Consider the following 21,372-nt stretch of genomic DNA (forward strand, 5'->3'; position numbering starts at 1 on the left):
CCTCGTCGGAGCAGCCGCGCTGATGCTGCTCGGCGGCACGGGCGCCCTCGCGGGCGCACTGGAGCCGACGGACGGGCCGCCCGGCGACGGGCTCGGCCAGGTGCGCGGGGCCGACGCCCCCGGCGCCATCGAGGGCGAGTACATCGTGGTGATGAAGGAGTCCGGCAAGGCTGCTCCGGACGCCTCGCTGCTGAGGTCCACCGAGTCGGTGCGCGGCCTCGCGGAGAGCCTGCTGGAAGAGACCGAGGCGCTGGGCGCGACGGTCGAGCGCACCTACAGCACCGCGTTCAAGGGCTTCTCGGTGCGGGCGGACGAGACGGAGGCGCGTCGTCTCGCGGCTCTCCCGTCCGTCGCCTACGTCGAGCAGAACGGTGTCGAGCGCGGCGACGACATGACGCAGATCAACGCGACCTGGGGTCTGGACCGTGTCGACCAGCGGGACCTGCCGCTGAACGACCAGTACGCCCACATCACCGGTGGGGGGAACGTGCGGGCGTACGTCGTCGACTCGGGCGTCAGCGTGAGCTACCCGGCCTTCACCGGACGGGCCTCGAACGGCTGGGACTTCGTCGAGGACGACGCCGTCGCGCAGGACTGCCACGGCCACGGGACGCACGTCGCGGGCACCGTCGGCGGCGCGGTGTACGGAGTGGCCAAGGAAGTGAAGATCGTCGCGGTGCGGGTGCTGAACTGCGAGAACCGCGGCACCACCGCCGACGTGCTGGCCGGCTACGACTGGGTCGCCGCCAACGCGCAGCTCCCCGCGGTCGCCAACGTGAGCATCGGTGGCAGCGCCAGCGACACCAAGGACGACGCGGTCCGCGGCATGGTCGAGGCGGGTGTGACCGTCGCGGTCTCGGCCGGCAACGACGACCGCGAGGCCTGCCTGCAGTCCCCGGCGCGGGAGCCGGACGTGATCACGGTGGCGGCGACGACCGCCGCCGACGCGCGGTGGGGGAACTCGAACTACGGCGACTGCGTGGACCTCTTCGCCCCCGGCCACCTCATCGAGTCCGCCGACTACGACGACCCGGACGGTACGGCGGTGTGGAGCGGCACCTCGATGGCCGCGCCGCACGTGACCGGCGCCGCCGCGCTCTACCTCGCCGAGCACCCGTCGGCCACGCCCGCCGAGGTCACCGAGGCGCTGCTGGACGGTTCGACGGAGGGCCGCGTCACGGACGCGGGCAGCGGCTCGCCGAACCGTCTGCTGTACACCCGGTTCTGACGACCGGAGCGGTGGGGCGGGCGCGCCCGCCCCGCCGAAGACACGCACACGGCCCGGGTCCCCTCGGAGAACGAGGGGACCCGGGCCGTATCCGTGCTGTTGCGCCGCGGCCGGGGTGGGGCCGGGCCGCGCGTGACGACGGTCCGCGGGGAGGCGTCGTCGCGGGTGCCGCGTGAGGATGCGGCGGGGACAGGAACCGCCGCACGCGTCCGGCGCCCGGCCGCCCGCGCCCGCCGCCCCGGGCCGGGCGCGGCCGTGGGGCCGACGGTGCCGGCGGCGGCTACCTGGCGGGCTTGCGTCCGGTCACACCGAGGTGCACCAGCTCCACGAGTGTGGGCCGGACGTCGGCCTGCCTCACACTCCAGGTCTGGAACACCTTCTGGTGACCCGCCACCGAGGCGAGGAGGGTGACCAGTGCGCCGGCCATGGCTGCCGGCACCACTTCCTCGTCGACCCGGCCGCGCGCCTGGAGATCCTTGATGGCGTCCGTCAGGGAGGCGGTGACGCCGTTGAGAAGCCGTGTGCGGATGCGGGAGAAACGTTTGTCCCCCTCGGCTGCGCCGAGATCGACGACACGCAGCAGCGCGTCGTTGCGGCGCCAGAAGGCGAGGAAGCCGTCGACCAGCTCCTCCGCCGTTCCACGCCCGGACTTCCCGGCCCAGGAACGGCCCTCGACGATCTCGCCGAGGTTCGCTCCCTCCTTGGCCACCGCGTCCGCGAGCTCCAGAACGGCGCCTTCGACGTCCGGGAAGTACTGGTAGAAGGTCGCGGGGGAGGTGCCCGCCTTCCGCGCGACGTCGATCACCTTGACGTCGCGGTACGGCGACGAGTTCAGCATCTCGCCGAGGCGGTCGAGCAGCTTCTGCCGCGTCGCCTGGCCCCTCCGGCCGGCGACCCTGCCGTCGACGGTTCGTACCTGTCCTGTCATGCCGTCAGCTTACCGACGGGTGAAGAGCGCGCGATTCGGGCGGTGCAAACGGGTCTGGGGCCCGTTTTCAGTGCCGGGGCGCGGTGGGGCCGCACGAACTGCGAGTGTCGGTGCCGCCCGCTAGCGTTTCTGTCGTACACACGAGGTGCACGGCCGCGCACGCACGGTGGTGCGGGCCTGCTGGGAGGTGGAGCGACGATGGCCGGATTCGCGGAGGGCGCGCCCTGCTGGGCGGTCGCCATGCTGCCCGACGTCGCGGCGGGCAGAAGGTTCTACGGTGAGCTGCTGGGCTGGTCCTTCGGGGAGCCGGACCGCGAGCGGGAGGCGTACACCACGGCGACGCTGGGTGGGAAGGCCGTCGCCGGTCTGGTCGCCAAGCCCGACGGCCGGATGCCCACCGACTGGAACGTGCATCTGAACACCCCGGACATCGCGGCCGCCGCCGGGAGGGTCCGGGAGGCGGGCGGGCAGGTCATCATGGAGCCGTTCCCGCTGGGCGGTGCGGGGTACACGGCAGTTGCGGCAGACCCGGGCGGCGCCGTCTTCCAGCTCTGGCAGCCGGGCACGATGACCGGCTTCGAGGCCCCCGGGGAGCCGGGTGCATACGCCTGGGCGGAGGTGTACGCCAGAGCCGCCGACAAGGAGGCCGTCGACGCCTTCTACGCAGCCGTCTTCGGCTTCGAGACCGGCGACCTCAGCGAGACGCTGGGGGAGGACTTCGTCATGTGGGCGCCGCGCGGCGAGCCGGCCGACCCGGAGCACGCGGTGGGGGGCCGTGCCCTGATCGCCGCCGATGCCCCGGAGCACCTGCCGGCGCACTTCCTCCTCTACTTCGCGGTGGGTGACTGCGACGAGGCCGTCCGGACGACCAACCGCCTCGGCGGGCGCACGGTGCGGGAGCCGGCCACCACCCCCTTCGGCCGGTACGCGGTGCTCGTGGACGACCAGGGTGCCTATTTCGCCGTGATCGCCCCGGAAGGGGGGCATTGAGAGAGAGCTGACCGGGGAGTAACGACACGGCCGGGCCGCCCCCGGGTTCGCAACCGCAGGCCGCGCCAGGAACAATCGGCACCGACGGACACTTTCGTCCTGTGGGGCGGTGAGATGCTGCACGGGGGCGGTGACGAAGCGAAACGCCCCAACGGGGAGGTGGCAGGCACGTGGTGGAGCAGCTGACGCAGCACGATCCGCGACGGATCGGGCCGTTCGAGGTGCTCGGCCGTCTCGGCTCCGGGGGGATGGGGCTGGTGTATCTCGCCCGCTCCGCCTCCGGCCGCCGGGTGGCGATCAAGACGGTGCGCACGGAGCTCGCCGAGGACCAGCTCTTCCGGGTGCGTTTCACCCGTGAGGTGGAGGCGGCCCGTGCCGTCAGCGGCTTCTACACCGCGGCGGTCGTCGACGCCGACCCGCGCGCCGCCGTGCCGTGGCTGGCCACGGCCTTCGTGCCCGCGCCCTCGCTCGAGGAGATCGTCAACGAGTGCGGCCCGCTGCCCGCTCAGGCCGTGCGCTGGCTGGCCGCGGGCATCGCCGAGGCGCTGCAGTCCATCCACGGCGCCGGGCTGGTCCACCGCGACCTGAAGCCCTCCAACGTGCTGGTGGTCGAGGACGGCCCCCGGGTGATCGACTTCGGTATCGCCTCCGGGGTGTCCAACACGCGGCTGACGATGACCAACGTCGCCGTCGGCACCCCGGCGTACATGTCACCCGAACAGGCCCGCGACTCCCGCAGCGTCACCGGCGCCAGCGACATTTTTTCCCTCGCCTCCACCCTGGTCTTCGCCGCCACCGGCCACGCCCCCTTCCACGGCGCGAACCCGGTGGAGACCGTCTTCATGCTGCTGCGTGAGGGCCCCGACCTGGACGGCATGCCGGACGAACTGCGTCCGCTGATCGACTCCTGCATGCGGATGGCAGCCGAGGAGCGGCCCAGCCCGGCCGACCTCCAGGCCCAGCTCGCGCCGCACCTCTTCTCCTCGGGCAGTGACGACAGCGGTACCGCCTCGGCCTGGCTGCCCGCCGGGGCCGTCGCCCTCATCGAACGCAAGCGGGGCGCCCGGGCCGCCCGGGTCGCCGCGCAGGCCCTCGGCGGCGGACCCGGCAGGCCCGGCGGGCACGGAGCGGGCGGGCACGGTCCGAACGGGGCGCACGGCCCCGGTGCCGCACCGGCCGGCGGACCCGACCTGGCCGCCGTGCCGCCCATGCCCTCGCACGCGGCGCCCGACGCCTACCAGCAGGCCGATGGCGGACACCGGCCGCACCCCGGTGCCTACGGCACCGGGGCGGTGCCCGCGGGCCCCGGCGGGCCCTCCGCGGCCGGCCCCGACGCCGCGTACGCGGCGTCCGTCGCCTCGCCCCCCGTCGTCTCCTCGCCACCCGGCGACGGCTCACCCGTACGACTGCCCGGGGCCCAGGTCCCCATCGGCCCCGGTCCCCGGCGCGACGACCAGCCGCAGGTCGCGGACTCCGGTATGCCCGGCACCGGCTGGGTGCGCCCGCCCGGCGGGACGGCCTCGGCCGCGGCCGGAACCGGGGCCCCGCCCCCGCCGCCGCAGGCGCCGCCCGTTCCGCAGGGGTCGCCGGACGGTGCCGCACCCGGCCAGCAGGGCTGGCGTCCCTGGCGCTTCCGCATGTCCAACGACCTGTGGGGCACTCCCGCGGTCGCCGACGACCTGCTGTACGTCACCTCCTTCGAGGTGCACGCCCTGGACGTCGCCACCGGGCGCCGCCAGTTCAAGACCCGCGAGGTCGCCTGGTCCATGACGGTCTCCGCCGGCCGCGTGCACGCCTCGGACGGCCCCAGCCTCTACGCGCTCGATGCCCGGGACGGCTCCGAGCGGTGGCGGCTGGCGACCGACGGCTGGGTGTACTCCCTCTCCGTCGACCGCGGCACGGTGGTGACCGGCACACGTGGCGGCGGCGTGCAGGCATGGGAGGCCGCCACCGGCGAGAAGCTCTGGGACCTCACCGGCGCCCAGGCCGATTTCGAGACCCGCGAGGCCGGTCCCCTCGTGCACGGGGGCACCGTCTTCACCTGGGGCGACGGCCGGCTCTACGCACTGGACGCGCGCAGCGGCGGGGAACGCTGGTCGTACCCGGTCGGCGACGCCTCGGCGACCGGGGGCGTGCCGGTGCGGCTCACCCCGGCCGAGGACGGCACGGTCTACGTCTGCGCCGGTTCCCGCGTCTTCGCGCTCGACGCCGCCTCCGGCCGGGAGCGGTGGCGGTTCGACGCGCCGGCGGCGTTCCTGTGCCCGCCCGCGTTCGTGGCCGGACCCGCCGTCACCGGCGGGGGCGTCTACCTCGCCGACTACCTCGGCACGGTGTACGCGATCGACGCCGCGAACGGGCACGACCGCTGGCGCATCGCCACCGAGGCCCGGCACTCCACGGAACCGGTGGTGGTGGCCGACGGTCTGGTCCACCTCGGCAGCGGCGGTGCGCTCTACACGCTCGACGCGGTCAGCGGCACCCCCCGCTGGCGGTTCGCCGCCGGGGGCGACGTCGTCGGAGCGCCGGTCGTGTCGGCCGGACGCGTGCACTTCGGCTCGGCGGACTGCTGCATCTACACGCTGGACGCGGTCGGCGGTCAACTGCGGTGGAAGCTCGCCACCCAGGGGGAGATCACCGGCTCGCCGGTGGTCGTCGGCGGCGTGGTGTACGCGTGCAGCAAGGACCGCTGTGTGTACGCGCTCGACGCGGCGAAGGGCACCGGGCAGTCCCGGCCACCGGCCTGACCGGCCCGGCTCTTCGCCACGACCCGAACCGGCCGGACGACGCACCGGGGGTCACGCCGCGAGCGCCGCCCGGAAGAGGGTGCGCAGTTCGTCGTTGTCGACCCGCTCGGCGTCCCCCGGCCGCAGCCGGATCGTGCCCTTGCCCGTCACCAGGTCGGGGTGCCGCGCCGTGAAGCCGCCGTCGCGGCCCTCCTGCCACCCGTACACGGACAGGCCGTGCTTCCAGGCGCCCAGACAGAGCCGTCTGCGCCCGACCTTGTAGGACGGGATCTGGTAGGAGAGCGGCACCGCCGCGTCGGGGTGTTCGTCGAGGTGCAGCCGGTGCAGCCGGTCGACCAGCGGCCGGTGCTCGGGCGGGATGGCGCGGATGTCGTCGCGCACGGCGGCCGCTGCGGCGGCCGCGTCGGCGTTCCCGGACGCGGTGTCGTCTCCTTTCGGGGTCTGCCGGCCGGCTCCCGGTCAGGCCACGTCGCGGTGGTCGCCGCCGCCGCGCGGGCCGTGGTGACCGCGGTGCCCGGCGTTCTGCAGCCGGTGCAGCAGCCGCTGCGGGAACGGTTCCCTGCCGTGCTCCTTGCCCTGCTCCCCATGTGCGCGCTCCGCCTCCGGGGCGGTGCCCTTGGGGGCCTCCTCCGGGCGCATCGCGTCGGGCCCCTTCTCCGCGCGCAGGTCGCCGCTGCGCGTCGGGCCGCCCGCGCCCGCCCCGGCCAGCGGCCGGGACTCGGAGCGGGGCTGGGCCGGCTCCGCCGGGGCGGGGCCGGGGGAGCGGGTGGCGGTACCCGTACCGCTCCAGTCCGCCCGTTCGTCGCGGGGGAAGGTACCCATCCCCGCGCCCTCGCTCCGCGCGGGTGCCCCGGCGACGGGCTGTTCGGTCGCCGGTTGTTCGGTCGCCGGCCCCTCGGCGCCGGGTTCCGTGCTCGCCGCAGGCGCGGCGGCCGTACCAGCGGTGTGCGGCATCGGGCGGGTGCGCTCCTGCGGACCCTCCGTGGCCTCGCCGGATTCCTCGGACCGGCGCGCCGCGTCGGACCACGCCGCGCCCCCTGCCATCGTCCGGCCGTCCTGACGAGCGGTGTCGACCTCGCCCCGTACCTCCGAGGGTTGGTCCGGCGCGGTCTCGTCCCCGCTGATGTCGGCCTCCTCCTGCTGTGCGGCGGCCATCCCGCCCGTCCCGCCGGGAGCGGGACCGGATGTGCCCCTGGCGTCGAGAGCGTCGGCCCGTGCAGGCATGCCGGGTGCGGTCGCCCCTGCAGGGGCCTCTTCCTCCGCACGGGGGGCGGCGGCGTCCGACCCCCGCTCTGCGCCCGTCACCCCGGCCGGTGTGCCCTGCGCGGAGGGGGCTTCCCGCGTGGTGTCGGGGGTGTCGCGTCGGGCGGCGGCCATGCCTGCGGCTCCTGTTGCGGTCCCGGCGGCGGCTCCCGCTGCGGCGGTGCCCGCCGTGCCCGGGGTGTGGCCTGGGGTGGTGGCGTCGGTCCGTTCGGGGTCGGGTTCGCCCGTGGTCTCCGGCGTGCGGGTCTCGGCGACGGGCCGTGCCGCGGCCGTGGTGCCGGTCCCGGCGGGTGCGGTGCGCCGGCCCTCGTCGCCCGCGTCCGCCGCCGGTGCGGCCTGTCGCGGGTGCCCACGGTCGTCGGCGTGGGCCGTCGACGCGGCGAGGCCGGCCGTGCCGGCGGCCGCGGCCCCGGCGGCCGCCGGGCTGCGGCGGCGCAGGCGGGTGTCCGGGGCGCCGCGGTGGCGGCCCCGGCCGCCCGCACCGCGCCGTCCGGCCATGAACAGCGCGCCGAAGAGCAGAATCACGGCGCCGGCGAAGGCCAGGGCCAGGCCCCAGTCGAGGCCGCCCGAGCCGCCGACCGTGAGGCTGCCCTGTGCCACGCCCTGGCGGATCATCCACAGGATCGCGAATCCGAGGACGACCAGCGCGGCGAGCGCCACCAGCAGGCGGGAGCGCAGGAGCACGCCGATGACCGTGAGCAGGGCCGCAACGGCCACAGGCAGGAAGAGCCCGGCGAACAACGCGGGCGACGCTTCCGTGAGGCCGCCCGGGGTGAAGAGGTCGCGGAGGGCGAAGTCCTGCCCTTCGCGGCCGCCGTACCAGGGGAGGAAGACGCTCCATACGGCCACGGCCGCTCCCACGAGGGCGATCAGTGAACCGATCGCATTCCTGATCATCGCGCCGCCTCGCTTCCCGTGCGGGTGCTGCGGGTGCGCCGCGCGCGTGCTCACGCGCGCTCACGCGTGGTCCGCATTCGACGCTACGCCGGGCGGTACCCCCTCGCCACCGCAGGCGGCGAGGGGGACGCGGAGGGACGGCGGGGTGCGGGAGGCCCGCGTCAGGCGGTGGGGAAGCCCAGGTCGATGCCGCCGTGCGACCCCTTGTGCCAGCGGGAGGTGACGACCTTGCCGCGGGTGTAGAAGTGCACCCCTTCCGTGCCGTGCACGTGGCTGTCGCCGAAGAGGGAGTCCTTCCAGCCGCCGAAGGAGTAGTAGGCCATCGGCACGGGGATCGGCACGTTGATGCCGACCATGCCGACCTCCACCTCGTTCTGGAAGCGCCGGGCCGCCCGCCCGTCGCCGGTGAAGACGGCCGTGCCGTTGCCGTAGGGGTTGGCGTTGACCAACTCGACGGCCTCGTCGAAGGAGTCGACGCGCAGCACCGACAGCACCGGCCCAAAGATCTCCTCGGTGTAGACGCTCATGTCCGGGGTGACGCGGTCGAAGAGCGTGGGCCCCAGCCAGAAGCCGTCCGGCTCGCCCTCCACGTTCAGCCGCCGCCCGTCGGTGACGAGTTCGGCGCCCGCCGTGACGCCGTCCTCGATGTGGCCGGCGACCTTGTCCCGGTGGGCGCGGGTGATGAGCGGGCCCATCTGGGAGTCGGGAGTCGTGCCGGGGCCGACGTTCAGCCCGGCGATGCGGTCGCGGATGCGGGCCACCAGCTCGTCGGCGACGGGCTCGGCGGCGACCACCGCGGAGATCGCCATGCACCGCTCCCCGGCGGAGCCGAAGCCCGCGTTGACCGCGGCGTCGGCGGCGGCGTCCAGGTCGGCGTCCGGGAGCACCACCATGTGGTTCTTGGCGCCGCCCAGCGCCTGCACCCGCTTGCCGTGCTCGGCGGCCGTGCGGTGCACGTACTTCGCGATGGGCGTGGAGCCGACGAAGCTGACCGCAGCCACGTCGGGGTGCGTGAGCAGCCCGTCCACCGCCGGCTTGTCACCGTGCAGCACGTTGAACACGCCGTCCGGCAGCCCGGCCTGCTCCCACAGTTCGGCGAGCACGTTGGCCGCCGAGGGGTCCTTCTCGCTGGGCTTGAGCACGAAGGTGTTGCCGCACGCGATGGCCAGCGGGAACATCCACATCGGCACCATGGCCGGGAAGTTGAACGGCGTGATGCCCGCGACGACGCCGAGCGGCTGGCGCAGCGAGTAGCTGTCCACCGCGCTGGACACGTTCTCCGAGTAGCTGCCCTTGAGCAGGTGCGGGATGCCGCAGGCGAACTCGACGACCTCCAGGCCGCGCTGCACCTCCCCGGCCGCGTCGGAGGCGACCTTGCCGTGCTCGGACGTGATCATCGCCGCGATTTCCTTGCGGTGCGAGTCGACCAGGTCGCGGAACGCGAAGAGCACGGAGGTCCGCTGCGACAGCGGGGCGTGCCGCCAGGTCCGGAAGGCTTCCTTGGCGGCGCCGACGGCCGCGTCGACCTCCGCCCGGCCGGCGAAGTCCACCCGCGCGGACAGCCGCCCGGTGGCCGGGTCGTACACCTCGCCCTGCCGGTCGGCGGGGCCGCCCTGCCAGGGCCTGCCGCCGATCCAGTGCGTGACGGTCCTGCTCATACGACAGCCTCCGGTGGCTCGGTGCGGTTCGGTTCGGTCGCGCTGCGGTCGGTGTTCCGCCGTTCACAGCCTGCGTGCCCGCTCCGCCGGCGGCAACAAGCAGACTGTCGGCACCTTCCGGAATTCTGCGACAGTGTGTAAAAGGGCCGGGCTCGACGCGCCGCACCGGACGCGCCACACCCGAGGCACCGGGCCGTCCCCGGCGGGACGGAGGCCGCGTGCGTCCGGGAGAGGAGGTGAGGGCATGCCCACGTCCGTCGCCGACGTGCTGGCGCTGCCCGCGGTCGCCGAGGGCGCGCCGCAGGTGCTGGCCGGGCACGACCTGCTGGACCGGCCGGTGCGCTGGGTGCACGTCAGCGAGGTGCCGGAGATCGCCGGGCTGCTCCAGGGAGGCGAACTGCTGCTCACCACCGGTGTGGCGCTGCCGGACGCGACCGAACGGCTCGGCGCCTACGTCGACGAACTGGCCGCCGCAGGGGTGAGCGGGCTGGTGCTGGAGCTGGGCCGGCGCTTCGCGGAGGCTCCGCGGCCGCTGGTGCACGCCGCCGCACGGGCCGGGCTGCCGTTGGTGGTGCTGCGCCGCGAGGTGCGGTACGTGCAGGTGACGCAGGCCGCGCAGGAGCTGATCGCCGGAGAGCAGTTCGCCCGGCTGGCGTTGTCCGAACGCATCCACAACCTGTTCACCACGCTCAGCGTGGAGGGCGCCGCCACCGCCGACGTGCTGCGGCACACCGCGGAGCTGACCGGCATGTCGGTGGTGCTGGAGAACCTCTCGCACCAGGTGCTCGCGCACCACACGACCGGCCGGGAGCGGGCCGCGCTGCTGCGGGCTTGGGAACGCCGCTCCCGGGAGGCGGTGGCCGGGGGACGTTCCGGTGCGGCCGGGCCCGAGGGCTGGCTGGTCACCCCGGTCGGTGCCCGCGGCGAGGTGTGGGGGCGGCTGATCCTGGCCGGTGAGCGCCCCCGCGCCGACGATCACCTGCTGCTCGTCCTGGAGCGTGCGGCGACGGCGCTGGCCATGAACCGGCTCGCCGAACGCGACCGGGAGAGCCTGGAGTCGCATGCGCACCGCACGCTGCTTGCGGACCTGCTGCACGGTGAACTCCCCCCGGCCGAGGACGTCCACGCACAGACCGCCGCGCTGGGGGTGCCGACGGCCCGGCGTGAACTGCTCGCCGTCGTGGTGCGGTTGGAGGCCGGTCCGGGGAGTCTGCGGGCGGGGGAGACGCCGTCGGTGCGGGAACAGGCGCAGGACCGGGAGGACGCGGAGGCCGTCACCAGCGCCGTCCGCGACGCCGGGGTGCGGGCGCTGGTCGCGCCGTTGAGCCGAGCGCGCGTCGGGCTGCTGCTCACCCTGGGGCGGAGCGACGACCCGCACGCCGTGCTCTCCCGTCTCGCGGACGCGGTGCACGACCGGCTCGCCCGCTGCGCCCGTCCGCGCCGGGGCCGGCTGGGCGTCAGCACGCCGATGGAGGATGTGACCGAGGTGCGGCGGGCGTTCGCGGAGGCGGAGCAGGTCGCGGACGCGGCCGCGGGCTCCTCGCCCGGCAGGGCGTACCACCGGCTGCCGGACGTGCGGGTGCGCGGCCTGCTGTACCTGCTGCGCGCTGACCCGCGCGTACAGGGCTTCGTGGAACGGGAGCTGGCGCCGCTGCTGGCGTACGACGACGCGCACGGGACCGATCTGCTCGGTGTGCTGCGCGCGTATCTGGAGAAGGGCCGGAACAAGTCGGCGGCCGCGGACGCGCTGCACCTGAGCCGGCCGACGTTCTACGGCCGGCTCGCCACGGTCGAGCGGGTGCTCGAAGTCCCGCTGGACGCGCCGGAGTCGGCGTTGAGCCTGCACGTCGCTGTGCTGGCGCTGGACGCCGTGCGGGGCAGTGAAGGGGCGTGAGGCGACGGGGCGGACGGGGTGACGACCCGGACGACCGGTGCCGGACGGGGGCCGCAGAAACCCGCCCGGCACCCTCGGCCGCCCGCCGGTGTCAGGGCGAGTGGCGGTTGTCCTGCGGCTCGTTCGCGGTGGGGCTGCTGCCCGTCGGTGCGGAGATTTGCTGGCCGGAGGGCGGTGCCGGGGTGTGACGCTGGGCGAGCGCCGGGCCGGTCGCGGCGGCGGCCAGGCCGAGGGCGAGGGCGCCCACGGCTAGCAGTTTACCGGTGCGTATCACGACAACTCCTCTGTACGGGACGGTACTTCCGACTTCCCGGTCCCGACGGTAGGCGCTTGAGAGGGCTACAGGACCGGGACCGGCGGACCGGTGCGTGCCGGAGGGCGGGAATCGGCCCTTCTCCGCACACGTCGGACCCGGCACCGGCGAAGCCCCCTCTTCGCCGCCGGTGCCGGGAGCCGTGCGTCCCCCGTGGTCGGTGGGCTCAGTCGGCCGGTTCGGCCGGGGTGTGACGGTTCTTCTGCGGACGTGCCCCCGGCTTCCCGGGCTCCGCCGCGATGGTGGCCGCCTGCTCCGGCGGGTCGGCCGGCGCCTGCGGCGCGTCGGCGTCCGGACGCAGTTCCACCGGGGAGATGGGTGTGTGCCGGTTCATGGCGGTGAGTTCGGTCTCCTCGACCGGCTCCGTGGTCGCGGTGTCGTTGGTGGCCATCTGTCCCCTCCTCGGGCTGCGGTCCGTGCTGCACCCCGCCCGGCGGCTCCCCCGTCGGCCGCCGGGCGGGTGCAGCGGAGCGCTCACCCTATGCGGGGGCGAGCGCTTCCCCCCTCGGGCCGCCTGTCCCCCGTCGCGGCGCCCCGACAGGTAAGACGATGCCGGGCGGCGATAAACGAATGATGAACGTCCGCTTGTCAGCGTTCTTGAGCTGGTCACGCGGGGGCGGAGAAGGAGGGAGGGGCGGAGGGCGACCCCCGCTCCGGGGCACGTGGGAGGGGCGTGGGGGAACCGCTTCAGACGGCGACGACTGTCTCCAGCAGGGCCCGTACCTCGGCCGCCTCGTCGGACCCCGACTCCTCGTAGGTGCCCAGCGCCTCCTCCCAGCAGGCCTGCGCGCGCCGGTTGTGCCCTATGGCGTCGAGACAGCGGCCGAGCACCGTCAGGGCGTCCGCGTGGCGCCAGGACCCGCCGGTGTGGCGGACGATGGCGAGGGCCTGCTCGGCCCGCTCCGCCCCCGCGGCGTGCTCGCCGTCGGCGAGGTGCAGTTCGGCGAGCCGGAAGTGCGCCATGCCCTCCCACAGCCGCTGGCGGCTCTGCCGGAAGACCTCCAGGGAACGGTCCAGGCTGGTCTTCGCATCGTCGTACCGGCCTGCTGCGGTGAGGGCCATGCCGAGTGCGTACAGGCCGTTGCCCAGCCGGGTGGTGACGGCGAGGCTGCTGTAGATGTCCACTGCCTGCCGGCTGAGCTCCACGGCGCTCTCGGTCCGGCCCAGGCCCAGCCTGGCCCGCGCCAGGTTGCACAGCGCGCTGGCCACGGACGGCTCGTTGCGGTCGGCGCGGAAGCAGTCCAGCGCCTGGCTGAGGAACTCCTCGGCGTCCGCGAACCGGTTCTGGCAGTTGGCGACGATGCCGCGGTCGTTGAGCGCGTACGCCTCGGCGATCGGGTCCTGTGCCGCCAGCCCCAGAACTCCGGCGACCCGGGCCTCCTCGTCCGCCTCGTCGAAGCGGCCCACGGTCAGGTACAGGCCGGTCAGCACCGAACGGGCCCGCGCCTCCGTCCGTCCGGCACCCGCCCGGCAGGCGGCCTCCCGCAGTGCGAGGGCGGTCTCCTCGTAGGCGCGGATGTTCATCCCCGCCTCGCTGAGCGCCGTGGTGACCATCAGCAGGTCGACGGCCCGCTCCAGCGTCGCGCCGGAGGCGAGCTGCCGTGCACAGGCCAGGTAGCAGGCCGACTCGGCGAACAGCCAGTCCACCGCGGTGGACTGGTCCGGGAAGCGGAGTCCGTCGCGGTCCGTGGGCGCCAGGTGGTCGACGAGCCGTTCGCCGGGCTGGTCGAGGGCGTACACCCCGGCTGCGGTGGCCAGGTAGAAGTCCAGGAGCCGGCTCAGCGCCGCATCCCGTTCGGCGGGGGGTTGTTCGTCCCGCTCGGCGCACTGGCGGGCGTACAGGCGCAGCAGGTCGTGGAAGCGGTAGCGGCCCGGTGCGGCCGACTCCAGGAGAGAGGTGTCGACCAGCGACTCCAGCAGGTCCTCCGCCTCCGCCGGTTCACGGTCCAGCAGCGCGGCGGCGGCGTGCAGCGCGATGTCCGGGCCGTCGGCCAGGCCGAGCAGGCGGAACGCGCGGGCCTGGTCCTTGTCGAGCTGGCTGTAGCCGAGTTCGAAGGTCGCCTTCACCGCCTGGTCGCCTGCCTGGAGTTCGTCCAGTCGGCGCCGTTCGTCGGCGAGCTTCGAGGCGAGGACGTCGACCGTCCAGGTGCGGCGTGCGGCGAGCCGTGAGGCGGCGATGCGGATCGCCAGCGGCAGGAAGCCGCAGGCCGCCACCACGTCCATGGCCGCCTGCCGTTCGGCGTTCACGCGTTCCGCGCCGACGATGCGGGTGAAGAGGGTCATCGCCTCCTCGGGGCTCATCACGTCCAGGTCGACCAGGTGGGCGCCGGCCAGGTCCACCATGCGGGTGCGGCTGGTCACGAGTGCCGCGCAACCCTCCGCGCCCGGCAGCAGCGGGCGTACCTGCGCGGCGTCCCGGGCGTTGTCCAGCAGGGTCAGCACGCGCCGGCCGGCGAGCCGTGAACGGAACAGCGCCGCACGCTCCTCAACTCCGTCGGGAATGGCCGGATCCGGTGTGCCCAGGGCCCGCAGGAACGCCCCGAGCACGGCCTCCGGGTCCGCCGCCGACGGGCCTGCGCCCTGGAGGTCGACGTAGAGCTGGCCGTCGGGAAAGTGCTCCCGTGCCGCGTGGGCGACGTGCACCGCGAGCGTCGTCTTGCCCACGCCGCCGATGCCGGCGACGGCCGACACGGCCATCACCGTGCCCTCGGCCGTGGCCAGTTCGTCGCCCAGTTCCGCGACCAGGCCGGCCCGGCCGGTGAAGTCGGACACGGTGGCCGGGAGTTGCGCGGGGCGGGCGATCTCCGCTTCCTCGCCGGAGGTCGCCGCGGGGGCGTCACCGGGGAGCCGCAGGCCGTCGTCGGCCTCCAGAATGCGCCGCTGGAGTTCGGACAGCTCCGGGCGCGGGTCCACGCCGAGTTCGTCCGCCAGCAGGCGGCGGGTGTCGGCGTACACCGCGAGGGCCTCGGCCTGCCGGCCGCTGCGGTAGAGCGCGAGCATCAGCAGTTCGCGCAGCCGCTCCCGCAGCGGGTGGGCCGCGGTGAGCGCGGTCAGTTCGGAGACCGCGTTGGCGTGGCAGCCGACCTGGAGGTCGAGATCCAGGCCGTGTTCGGCCAGCGTCAGCCGCCACTCCTCCAGCCGGGCCCGCTGCGTCTGCGCGTACGGGCCCGGGACGTGGGCCAGGGACTCACCGGTCCACTGCTGCAGCGCCGCGTCGTACAGCTGCCGGGCGCGCGCGGGGTCGCCGGCGGCCTCCGCCTTCTCCGCCTGCTCGGCGTACTCGGCGGCGACGTCGAGGTCGACACGCACGTCCGCGTCGCGCACCCGCAGCGCGTACCCGCCCGATTCGCTCACCAGGTGCTCCGCGTCCGGCCCGAGGGCCTTCCGCAGCCGGGACGCGTACGTGCGCACGGCGGCCTTCGCCTGGTCGGGCGGGTCATCGCCCCACAGACCGTCGATGAGGCGCTCGGCGGTGGCCGTACGACCCGCGTGCAGCAACAGGACGGCCAGCAGCGCCTTCTGCTGGGGCGAGCCGGTCGGCAGCTGCGCCTCTCCCCGCCAGGCGAGCACCGGGCCGAGCACGGTGAAGCGCAGTCTGTCGCGCTGCCCGGGTTCCCGTGTGCTGTGGCCCTCGGCACCCATGCTGCCCCCTGCCGTCCCTCGCCCTCGGCTGGCTTCCCAACCGGCCAGTGTGCCTTGTTCCATGCCTTCCCGTCAGCTCAGTACCAGCCGCGTGCGCGCTGCGTCGTGACCGGCGGGCCCGGCGGTCACGACACGGCGCGCTTGCGGGCCTCGATCAGGAAGCGGGTGGTGGTGGCGACGAACGGACCGTCCGCCTCGATGCGTTCGTGCAGCGCGCGGAGTTCCTCCCGGTACCGCTCGACGGTGAAGCCGGGCACGATCCAGATCACCTTGCGCAGGAACCACACCACCGCACCCACGTCGTGGAACGCGGTGTGCAGCGACTCCGACCGCAGGTCGGTGACGGTCAGGCCGGCGGCCTCCGCCGCGGCGCGGGCGTCGTCCGGATGCCGTCGGCTCCGCGTCCCGGCGGGCTGCGGTCCGAGGAAGTGCTCGGTCACCTCGAACACGCTCGCCGGACCGACCTGCTGGGAGAAGTACGTGCCGCCGGGCCGCAGTACGCGGGCGATCTCCTCCCACCAGGTGGTCACCGGGTGCCGGCTGACGACCAGGTCGAACGCCTCGTCGGCGAAGGGCAGGGGCGGCTCGTCCGCGTCGGCGACCACGGTCACTCCGCGCGGATGCAGCAGGCGTGTGGCCTTCGCGACGTTCGGCGGCCAGGACTCGGTCGCCACCGTCGGCACGGGCAGCCGCGTCACGCCGGCGAGTACCTCGCCACCGCCGGTCTGGACGTCCAGCGCGGCGGAGGCGCGGGCCATCCGGTCGCCCATCATGCGCTGGTAGCCCCAGGAGGGGCGCTGCTCGGTCGCCCGGCCGTCGAGCCAGGAGAAGTCCCAGCCCGTGACGGGTGCGGCTGCGGCCTCGGCCACCAGGTCCTCGAAGGTGCGCGTCATCCCCCGAGGGTTCCAGCCACGCTCGCGTCGGGCCAGCGGCTTTCGGTCCAACCATGGGCGCAACGCCCGTTCAGGCCGTGAAGTCGCCACGGGGATGTACACGTTTACATTCCGTCGCAGTCGCCGCCAAAACAGCACGAAAGCCCCATCACGGAACACTTCTTCGCTCTGTCGGGCCCTGGAAGGAAGAGAGTCCGTTCAAGGCATTGCAACGCGTTTTCAGCCGCCCTATGTTCGAGTCCACTCGCAGGGGCCGACCCCGCGGGACGAGTGTTCGGAGGCGTGATGGCCGCGACCATCATCGACGTCGCCCGCCGTGCGGGACTGTCGACGGCGACGGTGTCACGGGCGCTGCGCGGGCTGCCGAACGTCTCCGAGAGCGCCCGGGCCCGCGTCCAGCAGGCGGCGGAAGAGCTGTCGTACACCGTCTCGCCCATCGCGTCCCAGCTCAGCTCCGGACGCACCGGCGCCGTCGGCGTCGTCCTGCCCTTCGTCAACCGCTGGTTCTTCGGCCAGGTGGTGTCCGGCATCGACTCGGTGCTGCGCGCCCACGACATGGACCTGCTGCTCTACAACCTGGGCGACACCCGGGTGCACGAGCGGTTCTTCGAGAGGATGCCGGTGCGCCGCCGGGTCGATGCGCTGATCGTGCTGACCCTGCCGCTGTCCGAGGACGAGACCCGCGCGCTCTCCTCGCTGGCGGTGCCGGTCGCCGTGCTGGGCGAGCCCACCCCGCCGTTCTGGAACGTGCGCATCGACAACTCGGGGGCGGCAGCGACGGCCGTACGGCACCTGGTCAACCTCGGGCACCGGCGCATCGGGCTGATCACCGGTGCCGCGCACGACCCGCGGCGGTTCGCCACGCCGATACTGCGCCGCGACGCCTACCGCACGGCGCTGGAGGCGGCGGGCATCCGGTACGACCCCAGGCTGGAGGCGATGGGGCACTTCGGCATCGAGGAGGGCGCCGCAGCAATGGCGCAGCTGCTCACCCTGCCCGAGCCGCCGACCGCGGTCTTCGCCGAATCCGACGAAATGGCGTTCGGCGCGCTGCGCACGCTGCGCCGGATGCGGCTGCGCTGCCCCGAGGACGTCTCCGTCATCGGCTTCGACGACCACGAGACCGCCCACCTGATGGACCTGACGACCATCGCCCAACCGGTGGTGGAGCAGGGTGCCTTACTCGCCCGCCTGGTGCTCAAGGCGCTCGCGGGCTCGCACGAGGAGCCGTCGGACACGGTCCTCCCGACCCGGCTCGTCGTCCGGGGCACCACCGGAGTCGCCCGGCGCGACGCGGCTCCCGGCGTCCCGCCGTCACCCGGCGCCGCCACCGACAGCGGAACCGGCACCCGCGGAGCCCGTTCCCCCGTCCCTTGACCCGGCGGGCACCGGCCCGCCCGCCGCCTGCACGACCCACATCCCCCATCGCACCACCCGGCGCTCCGCACCCCCGGCCGGAGCCGTCGCGATCCGCTGCACCCGCAGCGCAGACATATCACAGAAAGGCGTGACACCATGCTGCCCTCTCAGCGCCCACGCAGGACCGTAAGGAAGGCCGCGGCCGCCACCTGCGCGGCACTCACCGCGCTCACGATGGCGGGCTGCGGTTCCGGCGAGAGCGACGACGCGTCCTCCTCATCCGGTGAGTACACCGGACGCGGCCCCATCACCTACGTCGCCGGCAAGGACACCAGCGGCTACGTGCAGGACATGCTCGACGTCTGGAACAAGAAGCACCCGGACGAGAAGGTCACCTTCGTCGAGCTGCCCACGGACGCCGACGCGCAGCGGCAGCAGATGATCCAGAACGCCGAGACCGAGTCCGACGCCTACTCCGTGCTCTCCGTGGACGTGGTGTGGAACGCCGAGTTCGCGGCGAACCGCTGGATCGACGAACTGCCGGCCGACGACTTCCCGACCGACAAGATGCTCGACCCGGTTGTGGAGACCGGCAAGTACCGCGACAAGCTGTACTCCATGCCCATGGCGTCCGACGGCGGCCTGCTCTACTACCGCACGGACCTGTTGGAGAAGGCCGGGATCGAGGAGCCGCCGAGCACCTGGGCGCAGATGAAGAAGGACTGCGCGGAGATCAAGAAGCTGCCCGAGGCCAAGGGCATGGACTGCTACGCGGGTCAGTTCGAGAAGTACGAGGGCCTCACCGTCAACTTCTCCGAGGCCGTCAACTCCGCGGGCGGCGAGATCGTCACCGACGCCGGCAAGCCCAAGGTCGACAGCCCGGAGGCGGCGAAGGGCCTCGACTTCCTCGTGGAGTCCTTCAAGGAGGGCACCGTCCCGAAGAAGGCCATCACCTTCCAGGAGGAGGACGGCCGCCGGGCGTTCCAGGGCGGTGACCTGATCTTCCACCGCAACTGGCCGTACATCCACAACCTCGCCTCCGCCGACGACGGCTCCAGCAAGGTGGCCGGCAAGTTCGACGTGGCCCCGCTCCCCGGCCTCGACGGCCCCGGCACCTCCAGCCTCGGCGGCCACAACCTGGCGCTGTCCTCGCACGCCAAGAACAAGGCGACGGCCGTCGACTTCATCAAGTACTTCACCAGCCACTCCAGCGCCAAGAAGCGCCTGGACATCGCCTCCATCGCCCCGCCGTACGCCGACCTGTACGACGACAAGGCCATGATCGATCAGTCCCCGTACCTGCCGGAACTGAAGGAGTCCATCCTCAACGCCGAACCGCGCCCGCGCGTCGTGAACTACGGCGAGGCCACCCTCGCCATGCAGGAGCAGGCGTACGCCGCCCTCACCGGCAAGAAGAGCACCGGCGAGGCCCTGGCGGCCCTCCAGAAGGAGCTCGGCAAGCTCACCAGCGCCCGCTGACCCGGCACGTCACGTGACCGCGGCAGGGCCGCTGACGCCACGGAGGAACACCATGCTCGACACCACGACGCGAGGGTCCGACGACGACAGCGTCCGCACCCCGCGCACCACCACGCCGAAGAAGGGCCCCGGCAGGCGCACCAAGCGCGCCACGGCCGGGGCGGGGCGGTTGGCCACGCTGCTCATCTCCCCGACCCTGCTCGTGCTCGGCGTCGTCATCCTCTATCCGACGATCATGGCGATCCACACCTCCCTCTTCGGGGAGAAGGGGATCGACCCGGAGACCGGGTTCGTCAACGAGACCGAGCCGTTCGTCGGACTGGACAACTACGCCGCGATCCTGGGCAGCCGGGCGGACGAGTTCTGGAACGCCTTCTGGAACACCAGCTACTTCACCGTCACCACGGTGGCGCTGGAGACCGTCATCGGCGTCGGCATGGCGTTGATCATGCATCAGGCCCTGAAGGGACGCGCGCTCATCCGGGCGAGCATCCTCATCCCCTGGGCCATCCCCACGGCCGTCAGCGCCCTGCTGTGGCGCTGGGTCTTCAACACCGACGGCGTCGCCAACGCGATGCTGCCCGGGACCACGCTGTGGACGGCGGACGGCGTGCAGGCGCAGTTCGCCGTCATCATCGCCGAGGTGTGGAAGACCGCACCGTTCGTCGGACTGCTCACCCTGGCCGGCCTCCAGCTCATCCCCCGGGAGGTCTACGAGGCGGCCCGGGTGGACGGCGCCGGCGCGGTGGGCCGCTTCTGGCACATCACGCTGCCGCTGGTGAAGCCCGCCCTGCTGGTCGCGGTGCTGTTCCGCACCCTGGACGCGCTGCGGATGTTCGACCTCCCGTACATCCTGATCGGCGCGCAGAAGGACTCCGTCGAGACCCTCTCCATGCTCGCGCAGGCGGAGGCGTCGAACGTCAACTTCGGTCCCGCGTCGGCGTACGCGGTGCTGCTCTTCGTGTACGTCTTCCTCATCGCGCTGGCCTTCATCCGGCTGCTCGGCGCGGACCTGGTCGGCGGCGAGGACGGCGCCGGGGGCGGCGGGCGCCGCCGGGGACTGCTGAAGTCATTCGCGGGACGCGGCCGCACCGGCGCGCCGTCCCGCCGGAAGGAGGCGGTGGGCGCATGAGCACCGCAGCGAACCCCGCGGCCGGTCACCGGCCCACCGGACCGTCCGACCCCGCGGCATCGGGCCCCGCGGCATCCGGCCCCCGGCCGTCCGGGCCGAAGGGACAGCTCGCCCGCAAGGTGCTGCTGACCCTGGGCGTCGGTGCCGTCATCGTGTACTGCCTGGCGCCGTTCTACTGGATGGTCGTCTCCAGCCTGCGGCGCACCTCCGACATCTTCGAGATGTCGGCGCTGCCGTCGCCGCTGTCCTTCGAGAACTACGGCGCGGTGTTCGGCCCGGACCAGGGCTTCGCCCGCGCGCTGGTGAACAGCCTCGTCGTCGCGGGTACCACCACGGTGTGCGCGCTGGTCCTGGCGATCTTCACCGCCTACGCGGTGGCCCGGCTGAGGTTCCGCTTCAAGAAGACGATCCTCAGCACCATCATCGCGATGTCGATGTTCCCGGTCGTCTCCATCGTCGTACCGCTGCTGCGGCTGTTCACCGACATCGGCTGGATCAACACCTACCAGGCGATGATCCTGCCCAGCATGTCGTTCGCGCTGCCCCTCGCCGTGTGGAACCTGACGGTCTTCTTCCGGCAGCTCCCCGACGACCTGGAGCAGGCCGCGATGATCGACGGCTGCACCCGCGGGCAGGCGTTCCGCAAGATCATGCTGCCGCTCGCCGCACCGGGCGTCTTCACCACGGCGATCATCACCTTCATCGCGGCGTGGAACGAGTTCCTGATCGCGCTGTCGATGACGAACAAGGCGGAGCTGCAGACCGCCACTGTGGCCATCTCCAAGTTCACCGGGGCGACGGAGTTCGAGACGCCGTTCGGCAGCCAGATGGCGGCCGGTGTGCTCGTGACCATCCCGCTGGTGATCATGGTGGTGATCTTCCAGCGCCGCATCGTCGCCGGTCTCACCGCCGGCGCGGAGAAGTGACCCCCACCCCTGCCCGCCCCGACCCC

At 73.5% G+C, this 21,372-nt stretch carries 16 protein-coding genes; 8 read left to right on the forward strand and 8 right to left on the reverse strand.

Annotation, left to right across the window (positions count from 1 at the left end):
- The first annotated feature begins 22 nt into the window (after window positions 1-22).
- Window positions 23-1,228, forward strand: a complete 1,206-nt coding sequence (locus tag E4198_RS15340; RefSeq protein WP_247597698.1) for a S8 family peptidase — start codon at window positions 23-25, stop codon at window positions 1,226-1,228.
- 280 nt (window positions 1,229-1,508) lie between these two features.
- Here the strand turns inward: E4198_RS15340 and E4198_RS15345 are convergent, their stop codons facing one another.
- The gene (locus E4198_RS15345) at window positions 1,509-2,156 is read right to left on the reverse strand and encodes a TetR family transcriptional regulator (protein ID WP_136183643.1); all 648 of its coding nucleotides are present in this window, start codon (window positions 2,154-2,156) and stop codon (window positions 1,509-1,511) included.
- Window positions 2,157-2,354: 198 nt separating this feature from the next.
- Here E4198_RS15345 and E4198_RS15350 point away from each other — a divergent pair, with 198 nt between their 5' ends.
- Window positions 2,355-3,146, forward strand: a complete 792-nt coding sequence (locus E4198_RS15350; RefSeq protein ID WP_136183644.1) for a VOC family protein — start codon at window positions 2,355-2,357, stop codon at window positions 3,144-3,146.
- Between the two features lie 170 nt (window positions 3,147-3,316).
- Window positions 3,317-5,890 (forward strand): PQQ-binding-like beta-propeller repeat protein, encoded by a 2,574-nt coding sequence (locus E4198_RS15355; RefSeq protein WP_136183645.1) that lies wholly within the window; start codon window positions 3,317-3,319, stop codon window positions 5,888-5,890.
- A 51-nt stretch (window positions 5,891-5,941) separates the two neighbouring features.
- Here E4198_RS15355 and E4198_RS15360 read toward each other — a convergent pair whose 3' ends face one another.
- The 3 genes from E4198_RS15360 to E4198_RS15370 form a co-directional block, all read right to left on the reverse strand.
- Window positions 5,942-6,271, reverse strand: coding sequence for a DUF1801 domain-containing protein (locus E4198_RS15360; RefSeq protein WP_136183646.1), 330 nt, complete (start codon window positions 6,269-6,271; stop codon window positions 5,942-5,944).
- 78 nt (window positions 6,272-6,349) lie between these two features.
- Window positions 6,350-8,050 (reverse strand): hypothetical protein, encoded by a 1,701-nt coding sequence (locus tag E4198_RS15365; RefSeq protein WP_136183647.1) that lies wholly within the window; start codon window positions 8,048-8,050, stop codon window positions 6,350-6,352.
- A 161-nt stretch (window positions 8,051-8,211) separates the two neighbouring features.
- Window positions 8,212-9,708 (reverse strand): CoA-acylating methylmalonate-semialdehyde dehydrogenase, encoded by a 1,497-nt coding sequence (locus E4198_RS15370; RefSeq protein ID WP_136183648.1) that lies wholly within the window; start codon window positions 9,706-9,708, stop codon window positions 8,212-8,214.
- 244 nt (window positions 9,709-9,952) lie between these two features.
- Here E4198_RS15370 and E4198_RS15375 point away from each other — a divergent pair, with 244 nt between their 5' ends.
- On the forward strand, window positions 9,953-11,602 hold the full coding sequence (locus tag E4198_RS15375) for a PucR family transcriptional regulator (protein ID WP_136183649.1): 1,650 nt from the start codon (window positions 9,953-9,955) through the stop codon (window positions 11,600-11,602).
- Window positions 11,603-11,693: 91 nt separating this feature from the next.
- On the opposite strand, the gene E4198_RS15380 is transcribed toward E4198_RS15375, so the two are convergent.
- The 4 genes from E4198_RS15380 to E4198_RS15395 form a co-directional block, all read right to left on the reverse strand.
- Window positions 11,694-11,876 carry a hypothetical protein gene (locus E4198_RS15380; RefSeq protein ID WP_136183650.1) on the reverse strand — a complete coding sequence of 61 codons (183 nt, stop codon included), beginning with the start codon at window positions 11,874-11,876 and terminating at the stop codon, window positions 11,694-11,696.
- Window positions 11,877-12,081: 205 nt separating this feature from the next.
- Entirely contained in the window at window positions 12,082-12,306 is a 225-nt protein-coding gene (locus tag E4198_RS15385; RefSeq protein ID WP_136183651.1) for a hypothetical protein, read from the reverse strand.
- Window positions 12,307-12,602: 296 nt separating this feature from the next.
- On the reverse strand, window positions 12,603-15,557 hold the full coding sequence (locus tag E4198_RS15390; RefSeq protein WP_136183652.1) for a BTAD domain-containing putative transcriptional regulator: 2,955 nt from the start codon (window positions 15,555-15,557) through the stop codon (window positions 12,603-12,605).
- Between the two features lie 125 nt (window positions 15,558-15,682).
- The gene (locus tag E4198_RS15395) at window positions 15,683-16,450 is read right to left on the reverse strand and encodes a class I SAM-dependent methyltransferase (RefSeq protein ID WP_136183653.1); all 768 of its coding nucleotides are present in this window, start codon (window positions 16,448-16,450) and stop codon (window positions 15,683-15,685) included.
- Window positions 16,451-16,735: 285 nt separating this feature from the next.
- Here E4198_RS15395 and E4198_RS15400 point away from each other — a divergent pair, with 285 nt between their 5' ends.
- From E4198_RS15400 to E4198_RS15415, 4 genes are all read left to right on the forward strand, one after another.
- Entirely contained in the window at window positions 16,736-17,827 is a 1,092-nt protein-coding gene (locus tag E4198_RS15400; protein WP_136183654.1) for a LacI family DNA-binding transcriptional regulator, read from the forward strand.
- A 138-nt stretch (window positions 17,828-17,965) separates the two neighbouring features.
- A complete protein-coding gene (locus E4198_RS15405) occupies window positions 17,966-19,288 on the forward strand; it encodes an ABC transporter substrate-binding protein (protein WP_136183655.1) in 1,323 nt (440 codons plus the stop codon).
- A gap of 52 nt (window positions 19,289-19,340) precedes the next feature.
- Window positions 19,341-20,420, forward strand: coding sequence for a sugar ABC transporter permease (locus tag E4198_RS15410; RefSeq protein WP_136183656.1), 1,080 nt, complete (start codon window positions 19,341-19,343; stop codon window positions 20,418-20,420).
- A complete protein-coding gene (locus tag E4198_RS15415) occupies window positions 20,417-21,346 on the forward strand; it encodes a carbohydrate ABC transporter permease (RefSeq protein WP_136183657.1) in 930 nt (309 codons plus the stop codon). The genes E4198_RS15410 and E4198_RS15415 overlap by 4 nt, the downstream gene beginning before the upstream one ends.
- The last annotated feature ends 26 nt before the right edge of the window (window positions 21,347-21,372 follow it).

Source organism: Streptomyces sp. RKND-216 (assembly GCF_004795255.1).
GTDB lineage: Bacteria > Actinomycetota > Actinomycetes > Streptomycetales > Streptomycetaceae > Streptomyces > Streptomyces hazeniae.